This is a genomic window from Nocardia brasiliensis (assembly GCF_042691675.1).
Classification (GTDB): domain Bacteria; phylum Actinomycetota; class Actinomycetes; order Mycobacteriales; family Mycobacteriaceae; genus Nocardia; species Nocardia brasiliensis_D.
This window is the reverse complement of sequence record NZ_CP170507.1, coordinates 4,311,062-4,331,373: the sequence shown is the minus strand read 5'-3', so window position 1 is coordinate 4,331,373 and position 20,312 is coordinate 4,311,062. Positions and strand designations below refer to the sequence as shown.

Below are 20,312 nucleotides of genomic sequence, written 5' to 3'. Positions count from 1 at the left end.
CTGTCATGGCCCGTTTCGCGGGAAGATCCGTCATTGTCACCGGTGCCGCACAGGGCATCGGCGCCGCCTACGCCGCGGCGCTGGCCGCCGAGGGCGCGAAAGTCGTTGTCGCCGATAAGAATGCCGAAGGCGGACAGGCGGTAGTAGAGAAGATCACCGCGGACGGCGGCACCGCCGTGTTCGGTCAGGTCGACGTGTCCGATCCCGAATCCGCCGCGGCGCTGGCCGAATTGACCGTCGCCGAATTCGGCGGGATCGACCATCTCGTCAACAACGCCGCGATCTACGGCGAGATGAAGGTCAACCTGCTGCTCACCGTGCCATGGGATTACTACAAGAAGTTCATGAGCGTGAACATGGACGGCGCGCTGAACATGACCCGCGCCGTCTGGCCGCACATGCGCAAGACCGGCGGTTCGATCGTCAACCAATCGTCCACCGCCGCATGGATGTACGCCAGTTTCTACGGCTTGGCCAAGGTCGGCATCAATGGCCTGACCCAGCAGCTGGCGTTCGAGCTGGGCGGGTCGAACATCCGGATCAACGCCATCGCACCGGGCCCCATCGACACCGAGGCCACCAAAACGGTGACACCCGGGGTAATCGTGGAGGACATGGTGAATCGGCTACCGCTCAAGCGAATGGGCACACCGGCGGATCTGGTGGGCGCCTGCCTCTTCCTGCTCTCCGACGAGGCGGGCTGGGTCACCGGGCAGATCTTCAATGTCGATGGCGGGCAGGTCTTCCGCTGATGAGTGACGCCAGGATCGGCTTCATCGGCATCGGTGCCATGGGTGCGCCGATGGCCACCCGGCTACTCGACTGGCCCGGCGGGCTCACGGTGTGTGATGTGCGGGCCGACGCGGTGCTGCCGTACACCGAGGCCGGTGCCGGAGCCGCCGACTCCCCCGCCCGTTTGGCCGAGCAGGCCAACATCATCTCGGTGGCCGTGGTGAACGATGCGCAGGTGCGAGACGTCATCACCGGACCCGAGGGCCTATTGCGTAGTGCCGCACCGGAAACGGTCGTGGCCGTGCACTCGACGATCAGCGATCGCACCGCCGACGAACTGGCCGCCGAATGCGCCACGCACAGCGTCGAATTCGTCGACGCGCCGGTGAGCGGTGGCGCACCGGGCGCCACGCGGGGGACGCTCGCGGTCATGGTCGGCGGCAGCGACACGGCCTTCGAGCGGGTCCGTGCGCCGTTCGGCTGCTTCGCCGACCTGATCGTGCACGCGGGGCCGGTCGGCGCGGGCACGCGAATGAAGCTGGCACGCAATCTGCTGCACTTCGTCGCGTTCACCGCGGCCACCGAGGCGCAGCGGCTGGCCGAGGCGGCCGGGCTCGACCTGAAAGTGCTCGGCAAGGTGGTGCGGCATTCCGATGCCGTCACCGGCGGGCCCGGCGCCATCATGCTGCGCGATCGCACCGCACCGATCGAGGACGGCGACTTCTGGCTGCCGATCCTGCGGCACGTGCGCGATCTCGGCGAGAAGGACCTCGGTCTCGCCCTCGACCTCGGCAACCGGCTCGACGTCGCCCTCCCCCTCGCCGAACTCGCCCTCGAACATCTCGGGCCGGGGCTCGGCGTCGGCGCATCCGAAAGGCACAGTTCATGACCGACAACGGTTCCACCGATTCCGTCCGCCAGCGCGGACTGGCCAAGATGGCCGAGGTGTACGGCACCGAATTCCAGGACTACCCCGGCAGCCACTTCGCCGTCACCGCCGACCACCTGTTCGCCGACATCTGGTCGCGTCCGGCGTTGTCCATCCGGGACCGGCGGCTGCTGCTGCTCGGGGCACTCACCGCACAGGGGGCCATCGACACCGCGGGCATCCAGATCGGCGCGGCGCTGCGCAACGCGGAACTCACCGAGGAGCAGCTGCACGAGATCGCGGTATTCCTCTGCCATTACGTCGGTTGGCCGAATGGCACCAAACTGGACCTGTTGGTGGGCACCATTGTGGCGCAACAGAAGAAGGGCGCCCGCCAGAGTGAAGGACCGAAACATGACTGATGCCACCTCCCTTCGCCCGTTGCGCGCGAGCAGCATCACCGAGTGGGACCAGCAGGCCGATGTCGTCGTCGCGGGCTACGGCATCGCCGGGGTGTGCGCGGCGATCGAGGCAGCCAGCGCGGGTGCCGATGTGCTGATCCTGGAACGCACCGGCGGCTGGGGCGGCGCGGCCGCGATGGCGGGCGGCTTCATCTACCTCGGCGGCGGCACCCCGCTCCAGCAGGCACTCGGCTTCGAGGACTCCCCGGAGAATATGGAGACCTTCCTGCTCGCGGCGCTCGGTCCCGGCGTGGACAAAGCCAAGATCGCCGACTACTGCCGCGGCAGCGTCGAACACTACAACTGGCTGGTCTCCTGCGGAGTGCCGTTCCGCGAGGCGTTTTGGGGTGAGCCCGGATGGGAGCCCCCGCACGACGAGGGGCTGATGTACTCCGGCGGCGAGAACGCCGCCCCGTTCAACGCGATCGCGAAACCAGCTCCGCGCGGCCATGTTCCGCGGCTGGCCGACAAGAAGATCGGCCGCAAGAGCGGCGGCTACATGCTGATGAAGCCGCTGGCCGAGACCGCCGAATCGCTCGGTGTCCGCGTCGAATACGACCTGCGCATCGGTCGTCTGGTCGTGGACGACGACGATCGCGTCGTCGGGGTGATCGCCAAGCGTTACGGCAAGCCGGTGGCGATCCGCGCCGATCGCGGACTCGTCTTGGCCACCGGCAGTTTCGCCTACCACCAGCAGATGATCGAGGGTTACGCGCCGCGACTGATCGGCAGGCCCGCGGCCGCTATCGAGGAGCACGACGGCATCGGTATCCGGGTCGCGCAGGCGCTCGGCGCGGAGCTGGCGCACATGGACGCGACCGAGGTGGCGTTCTTCGGCGACCCGCAGCTGATGGCGCGCGGCATCCTGGTCAACGGGCGCGGCCAGCGGTTCATCGCCGAGGACACCTATCCCGGCCGGATCGGCCAGGCGACGCTCATCCAGCAGGACAACCAGGCGTATCTGGTCATCGACGAGACCGCCTACGAGGCCGGGCTGGCCACCGAGACCGCCACCCCCTTCTTCCGGCAGCCGCCGAACTGGGCCGCCGAAACGGTGGCCGAGCTGGAGGGCGAAATGGGGCTGCCGACGTTGGCGTTGCAGTCGACCGTCGACTGCTACAACCTGCACGCCGCCGACGGCAAGGACCCGTTGCTCGGCAAGAAGCCGGAATGGGTTCGCCCGCTGCAAGGTTCACTGGCCGCATTCGACATGCGTGGTTTCACCGCGGGTTTCACCCTCGGCGGGCTGCGCACCGACCTGGATTCCCGGGTGCTGCACGTATCCGGCGAGCCCATCTCCGGCCTCTACGCCGCGGGGCGCTGCACCTCCGGGCTGTGCGCGGGCGGCTACGTGAGCGGGGCCTCGCTGGGCGACGGCAGTTTCTACGGCCGCCGGGCCGGCTCGGCCGCGGCCAAGAACTGAACCGGCCATAGTAGTATCCAGACACATGTCCGAACCCGATTCCGTCATTCTCGAGGCGACCCGCCGCAGGCTGTCCGGGAAGCAGGCCGACACCGTCGACAAACTCACCCGGTCGGCGGTGGAAGTGCTTGCGCGCGAAGGATTCGCCGGAATGACGATCCGGATGGTCGCCGCGGCGGCGGGGGTCGGTACCGCGACCGCGTACACGTACTTCTCCTCGAAGGAACATCTGGTCGCCGAGATCTTCTGGCGGCGTTTGATTTCCGCGCCGTCGCCGGCGAGCGAGGACCCGGACCCGACCGTCCGGGTGATCGCCGAATTGCGCAACATCGCCATGCTGGTGGCCGATGAGCAGGAACTGTCCGGCGCCGTGACCAGCGCGCTGCTCGGCCGCGATCCCGATGTCGAGCATCTGCGCGGGCGCATCGGCACCGAGATCCGCAAGCGGATCATCCGCGCCCTCGGCCCGGACTCCGATCCCGATGTCGTCGAGTCATTGGAGTTGCTGTACGCGGGCGCGCTCGTGCGGGCGGGCATGGGTTACGCGTCGTATTCGGAGATCGCCGACCGGATCGAGAAGTCGGCGTTGCTCATCCTGAAATAGTCGCTCACAGCAGCGGAGCGAGCACCAAGACCACCGCGACGAGCACGTCGACCACCGCGCAGAACTCGGCGTACCAGCGCGGCACCATCCGATCCGCGCGGTGATGCGCGAAATCCCAGGCAGCGTGGGCTAGAAAGCCTCCGGCGAGCAAGTACCGGCCCACCGTCTCATCGATGAGCAGCACGACCACCGCGACAGCGATGAAGGCGACAAAGGATATCGCCTGGACCAGCAGCAGATTTCGGCCATGCAGGTGCCTGCGGTAGGCACCGAAGAGCGGATAGGCGACGGCGGCGGCGATCAAGATCACCGCACCGATCCAGGACGCGTCCGGCGTCGCGACGGGCAGGGCGAGCGCGACGACTACCCCGACGAGCGTGGGCCATCGGCGTTTCAGGACGGCGAGAGCGGCGTTGCCGGAGTGCGGGCGGGTGTCGGCCGCGGGCGATGTTTCGATGAGCATGGCGCTACCGTGCCCGCCGCGCGGTCACCGGACAACGAAGTCGAGGGGCGATGTCCGAAATCTTGGGATACCGGTCATTCGACGTACGCTTGACGGGTGCGGGTACGTGAAGTCGTCATCGTCGGTTATCACGACAGCGAGCTGGTCGAAATCTCCGGCGTATCCAGCTGCATGGACGTGGCGAACCGGCTCGGCGTCGATCCGCCCTACCGCGTGCGCCTGGCCACCCCGGGCGGCCACGACATCACCACCCAATCCGGTTTGGTCTTGCGCGGCGACCACTGCCTGGAACGCCTCACCGGGCCGCTCGACACGTTGATCGTCACCGGCGGATTCGGCAGCCGCGCCGCCGCCGACAATGCCCGCATCGTCGGCCACGTCCGGCGCCTCGCCGCGGAAAGCACCCGGATCGCCTCGGTCTGCACCGGTGCCGAAATACTCGCCGCCGCAGGACTACTCGACGGCAAACGGGTGACCACGCACTGGCTCTTCGCGGATCAGATCGCCGCCCGGTACCCGAAGGTCACCATGGATCCGGGACCGATCTACATCCGCGAACAGAACGTGACCACGGCGGCGGGCGTGACCAGCGCCTTCGACCTGGCGCTCGCCTTCATCGAGGACGATCACGGTGCCGAGACCGCGCGCGAAGTCGCCAGAGCGCAGGTGACCTACCTACATCGCCCGGGCAACCAAGCGCAGATGAGCATGTTCGTGGCCGCGCCACCGGCCGATCACGACCTGGTCCGTCGCGCCGTAACCTACATCAACAGCCACCTCGACCAGGACCTGTCCGCGGGCACCCTAGCGGCCGAAATCGGGGTCAGCGAACGCCATCTCACCCGGTTGTTCGTCGCCGAACTCGGCCGCAGCCCGGGCCGCTTCGTCCGCCGATCCCGGACCGAGGCCGCCGCCCAACTCCTGGCCGGGACCCGGCTACCAGTCGCCGCCATCGCCACCCGCTGCGGCTTCGGCTCCGCCGAAACCTTGCGCCAAGCCTTCGTCGACCGCTACGGCACCTCGCCCGCACGCTTCCGGGTCGCCTATGCCGGAACGAACGATCAGGATTCCGCGGGTACGGGAAGTTCCGTGATTCCGAACGCGACGAGCTGACGCACCGGGTCGTGGTAACTGACCCACTCGGCGATCTTGCCGTCGCGGAAGCGGAAGACATTCAGGTAGTCGTTGCGGTAGGGCCGCCCGGTCTCCTGTACGACCATGTCGCCCTTCGACTCGACCAGAAAGCTGTCCGGGTCGAGCATCGGCTCGATCTTGCCGACGACATTGATGTTCCGCTCGTATCGGTCCATCGCCGCAGTTGACCGGCGCATCGCGTCCATGCCTTCCACGTGGGACGGAAATCCGGGCAGCTGGTATGGGATGGACATCCGAACGTCATCGGTGAACAACGCGAACAATTTCTCGAATTCCTTCGCCGAGGTGAACTCGAAGAACTGCTCGATGATCGCGACTTTGCGCGCGCGGTCCTCGTCGGCCATTGCCATCACGTCCTCTCCACGATTCGAACCGAACGGTACGGAACCAGGCTAGCCGTGTAATACGACCGATCGATCGTTATGTGATATGCGTCACCATATTACTCTAGCGCCCGCCTGCGAGATCAATGAAGGTGCCGGTCACATACGAGGCGCGCTCGGACAGCAGCCAGGCAATAGCTTCGGCGACTTCCTCCGGGCGACCGCCGCGGCGCATCGGCAGGGTCGGGGCGAGCCGGTCGACGCGGCCGGGCTCACCGCCCTGAGCGTGCATATCGGTGTGGATGAAGCCTGGACGGACGGCGTTGACTCGGATGCCTTCCGCGGCGACTTCGACGGAGAGTCCGCGGGTGAAAGTGTCGAGGGCGCCCTTGCTCGCGGCGTAATCGACGTACTCACCGGGTGAGCCGAGTCGCGCGGCCGCCGACGACACATTGACGATCGCGCCACCCGTGCTACCGTGCGCGGTGGACATGCGCTGAATCGCGTGTTTCGCGCACAGCATCGGGGCGATGACGTTGACGGTCATCACGCGGTGCAGTCGCTCGGCGTCGAGTTCGTCTACCCGGCATTGGGTCTCGAGCGTCGCCGCGTTGTTGACCAGGCCGCGCAGGGGTCCGAGCTCGGTGTCGACGGTGCTGAACAGCGCCGCGATGTCCGCGGGACTGCTCATATCGGCGCGCACCGCGAGCGCGGTACCGCCCTCGGCGGCAATATCGGTGACCACCGCCTCGGCCGCCGCGGCGTCGGCGCGATAGGCAATGCAGACGCGGCGGCCCTCCCCCGCGAGCAGGCGGGCGGTGGCGGCGCCGATGCCGCGACTGCCGCCGGTGACGATCACTGTTCCCGCATCCACTGGTTCGATACCTCCGTAGTCGGTGACTTGTGTCCGGTTGGGCGAAATCGAACCCCGGCCAACCCGATCCTCGTATCTTTGCCGTAGGCAGCGCAGATCGGAGTGGGACAAGTGCAACCAGGTGGGCTTACCGCGGACTACGTGATCGTCGGCGCCGGATCCGCGGGCGCCGTACTGGCGAACCGGCTCAGTGCCGATCCGAACAACTCGGTGGTGCTGCTCGAGGCCGGGCCGCAGGACAAGAACAAATTCGCGCACATCCCCGCCGGATTCGCGAAACTGTTTCGCTCCGAGGTGGATTGGGACTACCTCACCGAGCCGCAGCCGGAGCTGAAGAACCGGCAGATCTATTGGCCGCGCGGCAAGATGTTCGGTGGCTCGTCATCGATGAACGCGATGATGTGGGTGCGTGGTTTCCGCGCCGACTACGAGGAATGGGCGCTGCTGGCCGGTGACGAGTGGGGCTTCGCGGCCGCCGTCGAGCAGTTCCGGCGGATCGAAAACGTCGAGGACGCACAGTATCCGGACGAAGGCGCCAACGGCCCCCTGCACATCTCGCGGCAACGCAGCCCCCGCTCGCTCACGGCGGCTTACCTGACGGCGGTGCGGGAGGCCGGTTTCGAGGTCGAGCCGCCGAATCGGCCGGAGCCGGAAGGCTTCAGCCAGACCATGGTCACCCAGCACGGCGGTAGGCGCTGGAGCACCGCGGACGGCTATCTGCGGCCCGCGATGCGCCGGCCGAACCTGACCGTCCGCAGCGAGGCATTGGCCACCCGGGTCCTGTTCGACGGAACCCGCGCGGTCGGCGTCGAATATCACCAGGGCGGTGGGCCGCACACGGTCACCGCGCGGCGCGAGGTAGTGCTCTGCGGCGGCGCGATCAACAGCCCCCAGTTGCTGATGCTTTCGGGCATCGGCGATCGAGACGAGTTGGCGCGCCAAGGTATTCGCGCCCTCCGGCACGCGCCCGAGGTGGGCGCGAACCTGCAGGACCATCTCGTCGCGGGCATCGGCTACGGCGTCGCCGCCGACTCGCTGTTCGGCGCCGAGAAGCCGCGCCAACTGCTCGACTACCTGCTCCGGCATCGCGGCATGCTCACCTCCAATGTGGGTGAGGCCTACGGGTTCGTGCGCAGCAGGCCCGATCTCGACCTGCCCGACCTAGAGCTGATCTTCGCCCCCGCGCCGTTCTACCACGAGGGCTTGGTCGACCCGACCGAGCACGGCGTGATCCTGGCGACCGTGCTGCTGCGACCGCACAGTCGCGGCCGCATCACGCTGGCCTCCGCGGACCCGGCGGCCAAGCCGGTGATCGACCCGCGCTACCTGTCCGACAGCGCGGGCATCGACCGCGCCGCGATCATGTCCGGCCTGCGCACCTGCGCCGAAATCGCCGCCACCCCGGCCATGAAGGCGGTACTCGGCCCGCTGATCTATCCGCCGCAAGCACCGGCGACCATGGAAGCGACCCTCGAACTCACCTTGAACGGCTACTCGCACACGCTGTACCACCCCGTCGGCACCTGCCGGATGGGCACCGATGTGGCCAGCGTCGTCACCCCGCGCCTGGAAGTGCGCGGCGTGCAGGGCCTTCGGGTGGCGGATGCGTCGGTCATGCCGCTGCTCATCCGCGGCCACACGCACGCACCGGCGGTCTTCATCGGTGAGCAGGCGGCACGGTTCATCCTGAACGGGTAGCAGGCGGCCCCTCCCGACAGTGCGCCGACTGCTCGGCGGTGATCACGACGCGACGAACAAGCCGAGCGACGCGGCGGCCAGCACCAGGTACGGCATCGGATAGGCAAGGTCGCCGTAGCCGCGGGCCCGGACAATGGTGATGATCGCGCCGATGAAGTAGAGGACCAGGCAGATCGCGGCGGCCAAGCCGAGCGCGGGAATGGCCAGCCCGACGAGCAGGCCCAGCGCCCCGGCCGCCTTGATCAGGGCCAACGGATACAGCGTCCAGTCGGGTAGGCCGTAGCGCCTCATGTTGTCGCGTACCCACTGGGCGCGGAAGACATCGACACCGGACGCGATCAGCATGGCGGCCGCGGCGGCGATGGTGACGATGACGTAGGCGGTGGACATAGGTAATACCCTCCTGGTTCATGCGGCGACGGGCCTGCGATCGTGGTGTGGCGCCGGGTGACGCCGCACCTCGCCCGGCCGGGCGCGGTCGGATCTGTCGAACGTGTGACGGATGACGGAACGGAAAGGTGACCGATGCGGGCCGAGGACATGCTGGCGCGGCGATTCGAGACGTATCGCGGCCACTTGCGGGCGGTCGCGTATCGCATGCTCGGTTCGGTCAGCGAGGCCGACGACGCCGTACAGGAGGCGTGGCTGCGACTGGCCCGCCACGACACCGATGACGTGGAAAATCTGGTCGGCTGGCTGACCACAGTGGTCTCGCGGATCTGCCTCGACATGTTGCGCGCACGGACCGCGCGCCGCGAGGACCCCCTCGATCTGCTGGCCGAACTCGGCGACGCCGCCTACGACAGCGACCCGGAACACGAAGCGGTGTTGATCGATTCGGTCGGCCGCGCGCTGCTGGTGGTGCTGGACACGCTCGGCCCCGACGAACGGGTGGCGTTCGTGCTGCACGATCTGTTCGCGGTGCCGTTCGATCAGATCGCGCCGATCGTCGGGCGGACGACGGCGACCACGAAGAAGCTCGCCAGCCGGGCACGGCAGCGCACACAGGGTGAATCGACCGCGACGGCAACCGAACTCGCCGAACAACGGCACGTGGTCGAGGCGTTCCTGACCGCTGCCCGCGGCGGTGACCTCGACGCCCTGCTCGCCGTGCTCGCCCCCGATGCGGTCCGCGTCGCCGACCCGGCCGTGCTGCCCGCGGGGATGGCGGCGGTGGTCCGCGGCGCGCGGGCGGTGGCCGAGGAAACCGTACTGCTGCAACGTCGTTCGCGGGTGGCCACGCTCGCCGTGGTGAACGGTGCGGTCGGCATCCTGGTCGCGCCGCGCGGCAAACTGTTGCTCGCTCTTACCGTGACAGTGCGCGCCGGCCGGATCGCGGGCTACGAGGTGATCGCCGATCCCGCTCGCCTGCGCGCGCTCGACATCGCGGTGCTGGCGTAATCATCTTGGGCCACAACGCAAAACGTGCCCACACACCGGAGAGGTGTGCGGGCACGGCCGGCACCGGCCTTACGGCAGGATGCGCGGAACCGAGTTCGGCGCGATGATGCCGACGAGGGCACCGACCACCGCACCGAGCACGGTGCCCCAGATGGCGCCGTTCACGGCACCCGGGATGCACAGCACGTAAATCGTGGCAATGCAGCCGATGATCGCCGAGCCGGTGGCTCCGGCGAGCGCGCCGCCGACAATGCCGTTGGCCAGCGGGTCCTCGTTCTTGATCTCGTCGTTCTTGATCGACTCCAGCGGCAGACCGGCCTCCTGCGAAACCGGCACGACCTGCGCGACCGGCTCAGCGACCGGCGCTGCCGCGCTGTTTTCCACCGCTGTGACGGCGACCGGCTGACTACCGGGCACACCCGGGTCAGCCTGAGCAACGCCGACCGACGCCACCGCGACCGCAACCGGCAACGCGGCCGCGATCAACAGACGACGAAACTTCACGGTGGTATGGCGAAACGCCACGAACCCCCTCCTTTTCGAACTCCCCGACCCAATGTTGGATACAACGGTCAATTCATAACAGTCCGACCAGGTTTCAACAAATCAAGCGACCAATCGGCTGCCCCGGCTCGCCGCTGTGACCGGTCACAAACGCCAACCGACCGGTATCCGATGCTGCACAGAACATCCCGAATCGTTCCCTTACCAGCAGGAAACGATTAGTGTGAATGCGCCGCACAGCTAGATCCCGGGGGCGGAAGGAGTCGTCAATGTCGATCGACAACTCGGCACGGCAAAGCCTGACTCTCGCAGGCAAACCGATGTCGTCTCCGCTCAAGGACGTCCGCACGCTATCCCGTCAGATGGTCGGGCACTTCGTCGAAAACATCATCCCCTGTGGCACATTGCCCGCCGACGCGATCTCCGGCGACGTCACCACCATCACCCGGGTGTGCCTCGAGTTCGCGGTGAGCATGCTCGACGGCCAGGACATTCCGGAGAAGCTGCAGCGCCTCCAGGACGCCGCCGCGAGCTGGGCGCGCGAGGGCGTGCCGATCGACACGATTCACCACTCCATCCACGAGGGCTTCAAGATGGGGCTGGATCTCGTGATCTCCGACGCCTCCATCAAGGATTACGACAGCCTGGTCGACGGCGCCAAGATGGTGCTGGAAATGCTGGACATGATCAGCTCGGCGATCTCCGTCGCCTACGTCCGGGAACTGCGGGCGGTGGTCAGTGAACACCACACGGCCGTGCACACGCTGACCTCCGCGCTACTCGGCGGGCACAGCACCTCCACCATGGCGCGTGAGTGCGGCATTGCCATCGCGGCGTCGTATGCCGTTCTCGCCGTGGCGATCCCACCGCATCGGGAGGAACACAACCCGATGCTCGACAGCCAGGTCGTCGCGCGTCGCAAGCTGAGACGGGTGCAGGCCGAACTCGCGACGCGATGCGGTGACAGCGCCCTGTCACTGCTCAGCGTCGACGGCGGCACGGTACTGATCCCGTCGACCAAGTTCGACAACGCGGGCCTCGAAACCCTCGTCACCCAGCTCTCCCGTGCGGCGCAGGTCGGCATCACCGCCACCATGGTCGAGGCCACCCCCGAACAGATCCCCAATGCCGCCGACCAAGCCCACGAACTGCTCGATATGGTGCAGCGCCTGGAGGCGGTGGCCGGTCTGTACCGCTTCGACGAACTCGCACTCGAATATCAACTCACCCGGCCCGGCCCCGGCCGCGAATACCTCGGTCAGCTGCTCGACCCCCTCGACGAGCACCCGGAACTGCTGGAAACCCTGCAACGCCACATCGGCAACAACCTCAACCGCCAGCGCACCGCCCGAGTCCTGCACGTGCACACCAACACCGTCGACTACCGCCTCAAGCGCATCGGCCAACTCACCGGCTTCGACCCATCCCAGCCCTCCGGCCTCTGGTACCTGCGCTCGGCCCTCGTCGCGCGCAGCTATCGCACGACCTGACGTCCGGCAGCATCCTGCGGTCGTGGCGCCGAAACGGGCAGCGGCGCCAGACCGGGAAGGACGCCGAGGGGCACCGCGTCGGCGGGGCCGAAGATATCCGCGAACCCGGCGGGCACCCGCGCGCCCACTGTCCCGATGCCGAACTGCCAGGGCGGCGCCAGCACACCGTTCGGTCCGCTCACCCGCACTGCGATCTGCGTGGTGACGAAGTCGATGTCGCACTGTGGGAAACATTGCACGGAGATCGCGGACCCCGCCGGGCCGTTCAATGCCATCCACGTGATGTCACTCTTGCCGGGGAACCGGCCCAGGTAGGGCGACTCCGCCCGTAACTCGGCCGAGCGGAAAACCGGTGCCGCCGCGCTGAGGGCAGCGAAACAACGCAGAATGTCGCCGGGGCCGTAGATCAATATACTGAGCCCGGCTCGGTCGAGCCCGCGGAAAGCCCGCTGTTTGGGGTTGCCTTCGTCGCGCGGGTCCGCCAGTGTGACCCGTTCGGACCCCGCGCTCGGCCGCCGCCACTCTGTGAAGATGCTCATCACTCAAATGCCCCTGATTCGCTCTGCAAGATCTGAAACGTGTTGTCCAGCAATCTCTTCAGTTGTCCGGTGTGGTTATCCGACGCGCGCCCGGAGTCCGGTGGCGGCACCTACTGAGTTTCGTGGCGGCGGCGACCGATGTCTGTCCACCGAACACTCGACATCCCGGTACCGGACCCGGCGTCGCCTGCGTGATCCTGGTCGACGCGCCGCTGAAGCGGCCTCGACCGGCGATCGCCGACTGTAAAAACGGGTAATTTGAGGAAATATCACGCAATACCTCAACCGGCTCGATAACGACGACCTCGAGCGCATTTCACGCACAAATGCGCAATTACCTGCACGAATCCGCGCACACATAATACGGCTACCACCACCGTCCAGGAACTGACGCTGATCCCCACTGCCACAAGCACATTCGGCAGCCCGGTCGCCGAACCGACCGGTCGAAATCAGCTTACGATGTAAGAATAAAATCTCGTCCTGCCCGCCCACCACTATTCGATTCCGATGACACACGGTGCTACCCCGAATATCAGAACAGGTTCTCTTGGCACGTCGGTTATCGAGTGCTTTAATTCCATTCATGGTGATCCGCCGGCTGCTCACAATGGCGGGAGTCGCCGTCACCGATCTGCCCGGTGACTATGCGACGCCAGGAACGGTGCGCCGAATCGGTATCGTCGAGGACCACCAAGCGGTCGCGGTCGGTCTGGCCGCGATCCTGTCCGATCAGCCCGACCTGACCGTCGTCGCGATCGCGCCGACCGTCCCCGCGCTGCTGGACCGGACAACGGAATTGGATCTGGCCGTCCTCGACCTGCGGCTGCCCGACGGTTCCAGCCCACGCGCGAATGTCGAACTGCTGCACAGCCTCGGCATTCCGTGTCTGGTCTACACCACCGGCGATTGGCGCGACCTCATCCGCTCCGCGGCCCGCGCTGGCGTACTCGGGGTCGCGCTGAAAAGCGACCCGGCCGAACGCACCACCGCGATGATCCGCGCGGCCGCCTCCGGCCGACAGGTCGCGACCATGGCATGGGCCTCGGCCATCGATAGCGATCCGGCGCTGACCAACATCGATCTGCCGCCCCGGCAACGAGACGTGTTGGAGCACTACGCGAATGGCGAGACCGCCGCCTCCGTCGCACACAAGCTCGGCCTCTCCGAACACACGGTCAACGATTATCTGAGCCGGATCCGCCGTCGGTACGCCGAGGCGGGCCGTCCGGTCCGGTCGCGGGTGGACCTCTACCGCGAGGCGAAGCGGGACGGTTTCCTCGGCGGCGATCCCCAACCCCGATGACCGAAACGGCCGCGCCACCGCGCAGCGCCGAATCCCGCCTGGTCCGTGGCGCTTGCCTTTTCGTCGGGTCCGGTGGCCTGTTCTATGCGGCCCTCACCGTGCCGATCGCCCTCGCTCAGTCGGCGCTGGCGGACCCTTGGTGGACACCGGTCGCGCTCGTCCTGGTCTACGGGCCCACCGTGTTCATCATCGGCGCGGCATTGCGCTGGCGCTTCGACCTGGTGCGCTACGCGGTCCTCGCGTTCGCGCTCGGCTACCTCCTCGCGGCGACCAGTTGGCTCGTGGCGCGTACCGGCGCCACGGTGACTCCCGAGGAATCCTTGTGGACCACGTGGATTCCAGGACTGCCCGCGCTTTCCCTGTGTATCTTCTGGCGCCGCATGCCATTCGGCTACCTCGCCGTCACCGCGGCGCTCAGCCAGCTCAACGCGGCCTACGCCAGAGGCCCGGACGCCCACAATCCACTGCTGCCGGAATTGCTGTTCGCCGTGGCCTATTCGGCGCTGCCCTGCGCGGCTTGCGTCGTGCTGGTCCGGGTCGGGCGGACGCTGGATCAAACCGCCTCCGCGGTGCGCGCGAAGGCCACCACTGCCGCCGCCGCGGAAGCGCGCCGATTCGAGCGGCGGCGCTTCGACGCACTCGCTCACGACTGGGTCATCGCGACTTTGCTCGAGGCGTCGCGTGCGCCCAACTCGCCCGTGCTGACCCACCACGCGGACAGCACGCTGCGCGATCTCGAACGACTGCGCTCCGGGCTGCCCGTGCAGGACAACCTCGATCTCGACCAGGTGGTCTCCAGCATCCGCGCGGCGGCGGCCGAGGTCGACGACACGGTGCGGCTGCGGGCCGCGGGTGCCGCGGGTGTCGCGCTGGCGGTGCCGAGTGATGTCGCGGCGGCGCTGGCCGCGGCCGTGGGCGAGGCGCTGCGTAATTGGCAGCGGCACGCCGGTTCCCGGGGACGCGAGGCGGACTGCGAGGTGCTGGTGACCGCCGATGCCGCGTCCGTGCGCGTCGATGTCGTGGACGACGGTGTCGGTTTCGATCCCGCCACCGTCCCGCCGGACCGGATCGGGTTGCGCGCCAGCATCACCGACCGCCTCGCCGAACTTCCGGGCGGCTGGTCCGATATCGATACCGCGCCGGGCCGTGGCTGCCGGATCAGCACCGGGTGGGTGGCGCAATGACCACGACCTCGACCGTCCGGGACGATGTGCGTGACATTCTCGGCATGCGGACGCCGACCGCGTGGCTGCTGACCGGGCTTTTCGCCGTCGCGATCTGCTCCATGGCCTTGACCGCCGACGACGGGATCCGCGACATCCGGTTCACCGCCCTGGCCGCGGTTGTCATCCTCGGTGCCGGCCTGAGCATGCTGCTCGCGCCCGGCGATCCGCTGCCCGCCCGTTTCGCAGTGCCCACCGCGGCGGCCGCCCCGTTCGCGACCGCGCTGGCCATCTGGCAGTTGCCGGTCCCGATGGCCAACTCCACCCAGATCTGGTTTCTCGGGGCCTGCTCCGCGTATCTGAACTTTCTGTGCGTGCGCGGGGCCGCGCTGTGGGCGTGGGCGGGCTTGCTCGCGCAGATCGCGGTCTGCGCGTGGTGGACCGCGGGCACCGGTCAGGGACTGCTCACCGGGGTGGGATTCTCGTTCATCAACCTCACTCCGCTGCTGATGGCGACGTTCTTCGCCCGGGTGGTCCGCCCGATGGCTCATTCGATTCTCGCGCTGCGGCAACAAGATACCGAACGAGCCGCCGCCGAGGCCGCGGCGCAGGCCGCCCAGCAGGAGCGCGACGAGCGCGTCGCCCGGCTCGACAGCGCCGCGCGCCCGCTGCTGGAGATCATCGCCTCGGGCCGGGCGCTCACCACGCACGAACAGGCCGAGTGCCGACTCGTCGAGGCGGAACTTCGCGACGATATTCTCGGCGGCGTCATGATCGACGCCTCGGTCGGCGCGGCGGCGCGCAGTGCGCGACAACGCGGTGTGACGGTGGTGCTCGATGACAGCGGCGGCCTCGACGACGTCGACACCGACCTTCGGCAACTCGTGCGCACCGTCTTACGGGACGCGCTCGACTATGCCGACGGCGGCACGGTCACCGCCCGCATCCTGCCTCCGGGCCGCACCACGCTCGCGGCGATCCTGTTGCGCGACAACGGAGAACTGCGGATCGAGGTCGAGTCGACCGGCGCGGTGCGATCCGACCTGGATCGCCGGCAACCAGTTCGCGAAGCTAAGCAAGACCCAAGACCTACGGGCTGAGAGTTGGGGAATTCCCATGGGCGACAACGGCTCATATATTCATTAGGCACGTCGGTTATTGGTCCGCAACCTTCGGGGAGGTGTGGTACCGGAACCGGATGGCACTGTATGAAGCGGGAAACTTTGATGACCTCCATCGTTCCGGACCCCCGATCACGACCGAACCGGATGGGATTGTGGCAAGACCCGCACTTGTCCGCGCGCGAGCGCGAAGTGCTCGTCGCCTGGGTCAAGTGTGATTCGAAAACCCAAGTCGGAAAACAGCTCTACCTGTCGATCGGTACGGTCAACACCCACATCACCCGTATTCGCGGCAAGTACGCGGCGGCGGGGCGGGCGGCCAACACCAAGGCAGCGCTGGTGGCTCGGGCTCTGCAAGACGGGCTGATCGTGCTGGACGAGTTGTAGCGCCGATCCTGCCCGCTCGGTTGTGCCGCGGCCGGGTGCCGACCGCTCGGCCGGTGCCCACTGTCTCTTTGTCGGACATTCGACCGACAGACAACGTTGCGTAATCGTGACATCGTCAGAATTCGCGGACGAACTACCGGCCATTGCATTCGGCCAAGACGCACCGTCGTGCGGATCGGTTGCGCCCGCGATCTTCTCGGACATTGTTTGACTCTGAACTCGGTCGCCGGTGCGACAGGATCGCGACCGGATGCGGAAAGTGGGGGCACCGATCGTGAACCGGCGACATTTATATGAGGTGACTGTTCCGGCCTCGGCTCTCGGCGAGCTCATCCTCGCGGTGCACGAGGCGGCAGGACAATCGGGCAGGCCGGCCACGCGCCGGTGGCGATACGGCAACGTCGTCGGCATCAGCACGCCACAGGTGCACGATCTCGCACTCGCCACCGTGCACCTGAAGCACGTGATCGAACGCCGGGCGATCGCGGCGATCACCGTCGCGGTGCACAGCCAGATCGCGGTCGACGTGATCTTCACGCTGGACAACACCGTGGCGTCAGCTCAATTCCGCTGCGCGACAATCGGTCCCGAGCCCGCTCGGGGCCCGGAGATGGCGCTGGCCGAGTCCCTCGCGACCAAGACCTCGGCGGCGCTCGACGCGCACGACATCGCCACCGAAATGTCGTGCGGTAACGCGAGCGCCACCGACTGAACAGCAGGGTTACAACCGCCCACCGCCGCCGATCAACCACGGGTTGAACGTGCAGTCGAGGTTGGGGTGACCGGCGGGGTCCATGGCGCGCAGGGCGATGGAGAGGGCGCGGGGTGAGTACATCATGGTCTGGTGGTCGGAGAGGTCTTGCTCGCAGCCGTCCTGCAGGGTGATGTTTCGCACCGAGGCGCCGCGGCCCGCGTGTAGGAAGCTCAGGTGGTACGGGGTCATGACTTCGTCGTAGCGGGTGCCGACAATCGTGTAGTCGACGCCGGGGACAGTGTCGCCGTTCGCGTTGAGCCGGTTGACGAAGTTCGAGCCGACGGTCTGTTCGGCGACGGCATGGCCGACGACGATCGAGCTGGCGCCGATGGCGTCGACACCGATGGTGTCGACGACCCGGCCGAGGGCGGCGATGCCGTCGATGGTCGAGCCGTGATGCGTTGCGCCGTAGGTGATCAGGTTTTGCACCTTGTCCGCGCCGCCCTCGAACTTGGTGTACCAGTTCGCCATCGCGCCGCCCTGCGAATAGCCGATGATGTCGACGGCGGGCGCGCCGGTGGCGGCGAGCACCCGGTCCACGAAGGTGGCCAGTTGCTTCGCGGAGTCCTCGATATTGCCGGTGCCCATCACACCGGGCAGCAGCGGCGGGAGACCACCGCCCTGCGCGGGGTCGGCTCGGCCGTAGTTGAAGGCGAAGGTGCAGAAACCGGCGTCTTTGATCGGCTGGCCCATGAAAGCGAAGCTGTTGTAGGCGTTCATCCAGGTGCCGTGCAGCAGCACCACCGGACGGGGATGCTCGGCGGTCGGCTTGCAGGTCCAGTCGTTCGCGCCGGGTGGCGCGGCGTCGGGGTTGACCAGGCCGTAACCGAAGGCGGCCAGCCAGGAAGCCATCGGCGGGCCGGAACCGACTGTGTCACTGGCGAACCCGCCGGACAGACCGGAACTGAAGCCGTAATCGGTGACGGCGGTGGCCTTTCCGCTCACGGCGATGCGGTCCGCGATCGTTTGCTCGATCGACTGGTCCGCCGGTGCGGCGCTCGCACCGGTGCTCGCGACGCCCATGACGAGCGCGGTGACACCGGCCAACACGGCCGCGATCGATAGCCGACTGGAGGTCCTTCGTTTCATTGACACGCCTTCCTGCGTCGAGCGCAGCATTCGAGATCCACGGAAACGGCACAGTCCGGCGCGGGAAGGTTCGAAAGCGAAGCTTTCATCCGAACAAACCCGTGCCGGACAGTGAGGACTACAGGCAAGCAGCAGGGGGTGGAGCCGACATGGACAGTTGGCCAATGGCGGGTGAACCTGGTCCAGGCCAGGTAAACCTCCTACAGATTCAGCGGCAATGCACAGTGCCCACCGGCGGCGTGTGCGGCAGCCGCTCGGTGGGCACTTCGCCACGGGCCGGAGAGTGGGCACCGAACAGAGAGCGGTTGAGGGGAACCTGTTCGGTGCGCACGGGTCACGTGGCGGGGGTGCATCCGTCGGACAGACTCGGAGAGTGCGGGTTTCACCTGTCCGACGAGGTGCACGTTCTTTACAGCTGTCCGCCACCGCCGATCAGCCACGGGTTGAAGGTGCACTCGAGGTTCGGGTGACCGACCGGGTCCATGGCGCGCAGGGCGATGGACAGGGCACGCGGCGAGTACATGATCGTCAAATGGTCGGATACGTCTTGTTCGCAATCGTCCTGCAGGGTGATGTTCTGCACCGACACGCCAGGGCCGGGCCGCAGGAAGGTCAGGTCGTACGGGTTGGTGATCTCGTCGTAGCGGGTGCCGACGATGGTGTAGTCGACGCCGGGGATGGTGTCGCCGTTGGCGTTGAGCATGTTGACGAAATCGGAACCGACGGTCTGCTGGATGCCGGCGTGGCCGACGAAGATCTCGATGAAACCGAGGATGTCGATGCCGAAGTTGTTGATCGCCCGGCCGAGCGCGCCGATGCCGACCAACGAGGTGCCGTGATGGGTGGCGCCATAGGTGATCAGGTTCTGCACCTTGTCCGCGCCGCCCTCGAACTTGGTGTACCAGTTCGCCATCGAGCCGCCCTGCGAGTGCGCCACGATGTCCACCTCGGCGGCGCCGGTGGCCGCGAGCACCCGGTCGACGAAGGTCGCCAGCTGCTTGGCGGAGTCCTGGATGTAGCCGGTGCCCATCACGCCGGGCAGCACCGAGCCGAGGCCGCCGCCCTGCACCAGGTTGGACCGACCGTAGTTGAAGGTGAAGGTACAGAAACCGGCATCCTTGATCGGCTGACCCATGTACGCGAAGCCGTTGTAGGCGTTCATCCAGGTGCCGTGCAGCATCACCACCGGGCGCGGGCGCTCGGCGGTCGGCTTGCAGTTCCAGTCGTTCGCACCGGGCGGTGCGACATCGGGGTTGAGCAGGCCGTGACCGAAGGCGGCCAGCCAGGAGGTCATCGGCGGGCCGTAACCGACTGTGTCACTGGCATATCCGCCGGACAACCCGGAGCTGCTGCCGGAACCGCCGTAGCAGTTCCCGGAGCCGTTGCCTGATCCGGCGCCACTGCCGGAGTTGCAGGCGGAGCCGGACGCGCTGCCGGAATCGGCGACCGGCGCCGCCTTCCGGCCCGCTGCGATGTAGTCGGCGAGGGCCTGCTCAGTCGCATCCGCCGGGGGCGCGGCGCTCGCGCCGGCCCCGGCGATGCCCATGACCAGCACCGAGACGCCCATCATCACCGCCGCCGCGATCGACGACCGGCCAGAGGTACTTCGTTTCATTGCATGCCTTCCTGCTTCGAGCACAGAGTCCGAGTCGCAGTGCCGAGGTATGCCGGTCGACGGCACCGAAACTGCGCCAAACGCTAAAGCCGGGCGCACCGTCGACCGATCGATCGACGCGGTGTCTGGACACCTCACCAAAGCCGCTGTCGCGGTTAGGGAACCGGCACAGTCCGCCGCCGAGAATTACGCCGGTAAGGAATAGTCACAGTGCGCCGGACCGCCTGTTCCGGCAACGCACAACCGCACGTGATTTTCACTGAACAGCAGCCGTGCCGAACGGTGAGGTCTACAGATAAACAGCCGAATTGTGGAGCGAATACAACGGAGTGACGAACATGG

At 67.2% G+C, this 20,312-nt stretch carries 22 protein-coding genes; 14 read left to right on the top strand and 8 right to left on the bottom strand.

The annotated features are described in order from the left end of the window. The first annotated feature begins 5 nt into the window (after positions 1-5). Genes ACFK0J_RS19970 through ACFK0J_RS19950 form a run of 5 tightly spaced genes read left to right on the top strand, consistent with a single transcriptional unit; the run spans position 6 to position 4,088 of the window. Entirely contained in the window at positions 6-752 is a 747-nt protein-coding gene (locus tag ACFK0J_RS19970; protein WP_378742490.1) for an SDR family oxidoreductase, read from the top strand. Further along, positions 752-1,621 carry an NAD(P)-dependent oxidoreductase gene (locus ACFK0J_RS19965; protein WP_378742488.1) on the top strand — a complete coding sequence of 290 codons (870 nt, stop codon included), beginning with the start codon at positions 752-754 and terminating at the stop codon, positions 1,619-1,621. The genes ACFK0J_RS19970 and ACFK0J_RS19965 overlap by 1 nt, the downstream gene beginning before the upstream one ends. Then, entirely contained in the window at positions 1,618-2,022 is a 405-nt protein-coding gene (locus tag ACFK0J_RS19960) for a carboxymuconolactone decarboxylase family protein (protein ID WP_378742487.1), read from the top strand. The genes ACFK0J_RS19965 and ACFK0J_RS19960 overlap by 4 nt, the downstream gene beginning before the upstream one ends. Then, complete coding sequence (locus ACFK0J_RS19955) at positions 2,015-3,484, top strand: FAD-dependent oxidoreductase (protein ID WP_378742486.1); 1,470 nt, start codon at positions 2,015-2,017, stop codon at positions 3,482-3,484. The genes ACFK0J_RS19960 and ACFK0J_RS19955 overlap by 8 nt, the downstream gene beginning before the upstream one ends. A 25-nt stretch (positions 3,485-3,509) precedes the next feature. Beyond that, positions 3,510-4,088: a TetR/AcrR family transcriptional regulator gene (locus ACFK0J_RS19950; protein WP_378742485.1), complete on the top strand. Its 579-nt coding sequence runs from the start codon at positions 3,510-3,512 to the stop codon at positions 4,086-4,088. Positions 4,089-4,092: 4 nt separating this feature from the next. Here ACFK0J_RS19950 and ACFK0J_RS19945 read toward each other — a convergent pair whose 3' ends face one another. Next, positions 4,093-4,551: a hypothetical protein gene (locus tag ACFK0J_RS19945; RefSeq protein ID WP_378742484.1), complete on the bottom strand. Its 459-nt coding sequence runs from the start codon at positions 4,549-4,551 to the stop codon at positions 4,093-4,095. 96 nt (positions 4,552-4,647) lie between these two features. Here ACFK0J_RS19945 and ACFK0J_RS19940 point away from each other — a divergent pair, with 96 nt between their 5' ends. After that, a complete protein-coding gene (locus ACFK0J_RS19940; protein ID WP_378742482.1) occupies positions 4,648-5,664 on the top strand; it encodes a GlxA family transcriptional regulator in 1,017 nt (338 codons plus the stop codon). Here the strand turns inward: ACFK0J_RS19940 and ACFK0J_RS19935 are convergent. Both ACFK0J_RS19935 and ACFK0J_RS19930 read right to left on the bottom strand, forming a co-directional pair. Beyond that, on the bottom strand, positions 5,613-6,056 hold the full coding sequence (locus tag ACFK0J_RS19935) for a nuclear transport factor 2 family protein (protein ID WP_378742480.1): 444 nt from the start codon (positions 6,054-6,056) through the stop codon (positions 5,613-5,615). The genes ACFK0J_RS19940 and ACFK0J_RS19935 overlap by 52 nt on opposite strands. A gap of 97 nt (positions 6,057-6,153) precedes the next feature. Continuing rightward, positions 6,154-6,903: an SDR family oxidoreductase gene (locus tag ACFK0J_RS19930; RefSeq protein WP_378742478.1), complete on the bottom strand. Its 750-nt coding sequence runs from the start codon at positions 6,901-6,903 to the stop codon at positions 6,154-6,156. A gap of 111 nt (positions 6,904-7,014) precedes the next feature. On the opposite strand from ACFK0J_RS19930, the gene ACFK0J_RS19925 reads away from it, so the two are divergent. After that, positions 7,015-8,601: a GMC family oxidoreductase gene (locus ACFK0J_RS19925; protein ID WP_378742476.1), complete on the top strand. Its 1,587-nt coding sequence runs from the start codon at positions 7,015-7,017 to the stop codon at positions 8,599-8,601. 42 nt (positions 8,602-8,643) lie between these two features. Here the strand turns inward: ACFK0J_RS19925 and ACFK0J_RS19920 are convergent, their stop codons facing one another. Then, positions 8,644-8,991 (bottom strand): DoxX family protein, encoded by a 348-nt coding sequence (locus ACFK0J_RS19920; RefSeq protein WP_378742474.1) that lies wholly within the window; start codon positions 8,989-8,991, stop codon positions 8,644-8,646. Between the two features lie 135 nt (positions 8,992-9,126). On the opposite strand from ACFK0J_RS19920, the gene ACFK0J_RS19915 reads away from it, so the two are divergent. After that, positions 9,127-10,002, top strand: a complete 876-nt coding sequence (locus ACFK0J_RS19915) for a sigma-70 family RNA polymerase sigma factor (protein ID WP_378742472.1) — start codon at positions 9,127-9,129, stop codon at positions 10,000-10,002. 69 nt (positions 10,003-10,071) lie between these two features. Here the strand turns inward: ACFK0J_RS19915 and ACFK0J_RS19910 are convergent, their stop codons facing one another. After that, entirely contained in the window at positions 10,072-10,527 is a 456-nt protein-coding gene (locus ACFK0J_RS19910; RefSeq protein ID WP_378742470.1) for a hypothetical protein, read from the bottom strand. A gap of 248 nt (positions 10,528-10,775) precedes the next feature. Here ACFK0J_RS19910 and ACFK0J_RS19905 point away from each other — a divergent pair, with 248 nt between their 5' ends. Beyond that, positions 10,776-11,996 (top strand): PucR family transcriptional regulator, encoded by a 1,221-nt coding sequence (locus ACFK0J_RS19905; RefSeq protein WP_378742468.1) that lies wholly within the window; start codon positions 10,776-10,778, stop codon positions 11,994-11,996. Here ACFK0J_RS19905 and ACFK0J_RS19900 read toward each other — a convergent pair. Further along, positions 11,981-12,535 (bottom strand): hypothetical protein, encoded by a 555-nt coding sequence (locus ACFK0J_RS19900; RefSeq protein ID WP_378742466.1) that lies wholly within the window; start codon positions 12,533-12,535, stop codon positions 11,981-11,983. The two genes, ACFK0J_RS19905 and ACFK0J_RS19900, sit on opposite strands and share 16 nt — an antisense overlap. A gap of 610 nt (positions 12,536-13,145) precedes the next feature. Here ACFK0J_RS19900 and ACFK0J_RS19895 point away from each other — a divergent pair. The 5 genes from ACFK0J_RS19895 to ACFK0J_RS19875 all read left to right on the top strand — a co-directional run bounded on the left by ACFK0J_RS19895 (position 13,146) and on the right by ACFK0J_RS19875 (position 17,224). Continuing rightward, complete coding sequence (locus ACFK0J_RS19895) at positions 13,146-13,841, top strand: response regulator transcription factor (RefSeq protein WP_378742934.1); 696 nt, start codon at positions 13,146-13,148, stop codon at positions 13,839-13,841. Continuing rightward, positions 13,838-15,025, top strand: a complete 1,188-nt coding sequence (locus ACFK0J_RS19890) for an ATP-binding protein (protein WP_378742464.1) — start codon at positions 13,838-13,840, stop codon at positions 15,023-15,025. The genes ACFK0J_RS19895 and ACFK0J_RS19890 overlap by 4 nt, the downstream gene beginning before the upstream one ends. Next, positions 15,022-16,104, top strand: coding sequence for a hypothetical protein (locus tag ACFK0J_RS19885; RefSeq protein WP_378742462.1), 1,083 nt, complete (start codon positions 15,022-15,024; stop codon positions 16,102-16,104). Before ACFK0J_RS19890 ends, ACFK0J_RS19885 begins: the two co-directional genes overlap by 4 nt. Positions 16,105-16,230: 126 nt before the next feature. After that, positions 16,231-16,512 (top strand): response regulator transcription factor, encoded by a 282-nt coding sequence (locus ACFK0J_RS19880; protein ID WP_218478023.1) that lies wholly within the window; start codon positions 16,231-16,233, stop codon positions 16,510-16,512. Positions 16,513-16,810: 298 nt separating this feature from the next. Beyond that, on the top strand, positions 16,811-17,224 hold the full coding sequence (locus ACFK0J_RS19875; protein WP_378742460.1) for a hypothetical protein: 414 nt from the start codon (positions 16,811-16,813) through the stop codon (positions 17,222-17,224). A gap of 9 nt (positions 17,225-17,233) precedes the next feature. Here the strand turns inward: ACFK0J_RS19875 and ACFK0J_RS19870 are convergent, their stop codons facing one another. Both ACFK0J_RS19870 and ACFK0J_RS19865 read right to left on the bottom strand, forming a co-directional pair. Next, the gene (locus ACFK0J_RS19870; RefSeq protein ID WP_378742458.1) at positions 17,234-18,355 is read right to left on the bottom strand and encodes an esterase/lipase family protein; all 1,122 of its coding nucleotides are present in this window, start codon (positions 18,353-18,355) and stop codon (positions 17,234-17,236) included. A gap of 409 nt (positions 18,356-18,764) precedes the next feature. Further along, on the bottom strand, positions 18,765-19,925 hold the full coding sequence (locus ACFK0J_RS19865) for an esterase/lipase family protein (RefSeq protein ID WP_378742932.1): 1,161 nt from the start codon (positions 19,923-19,925) through the stop codon (positions 18,765-18,767). Positions 19,926-20,312: the final 387 nt, after the last annotated feature.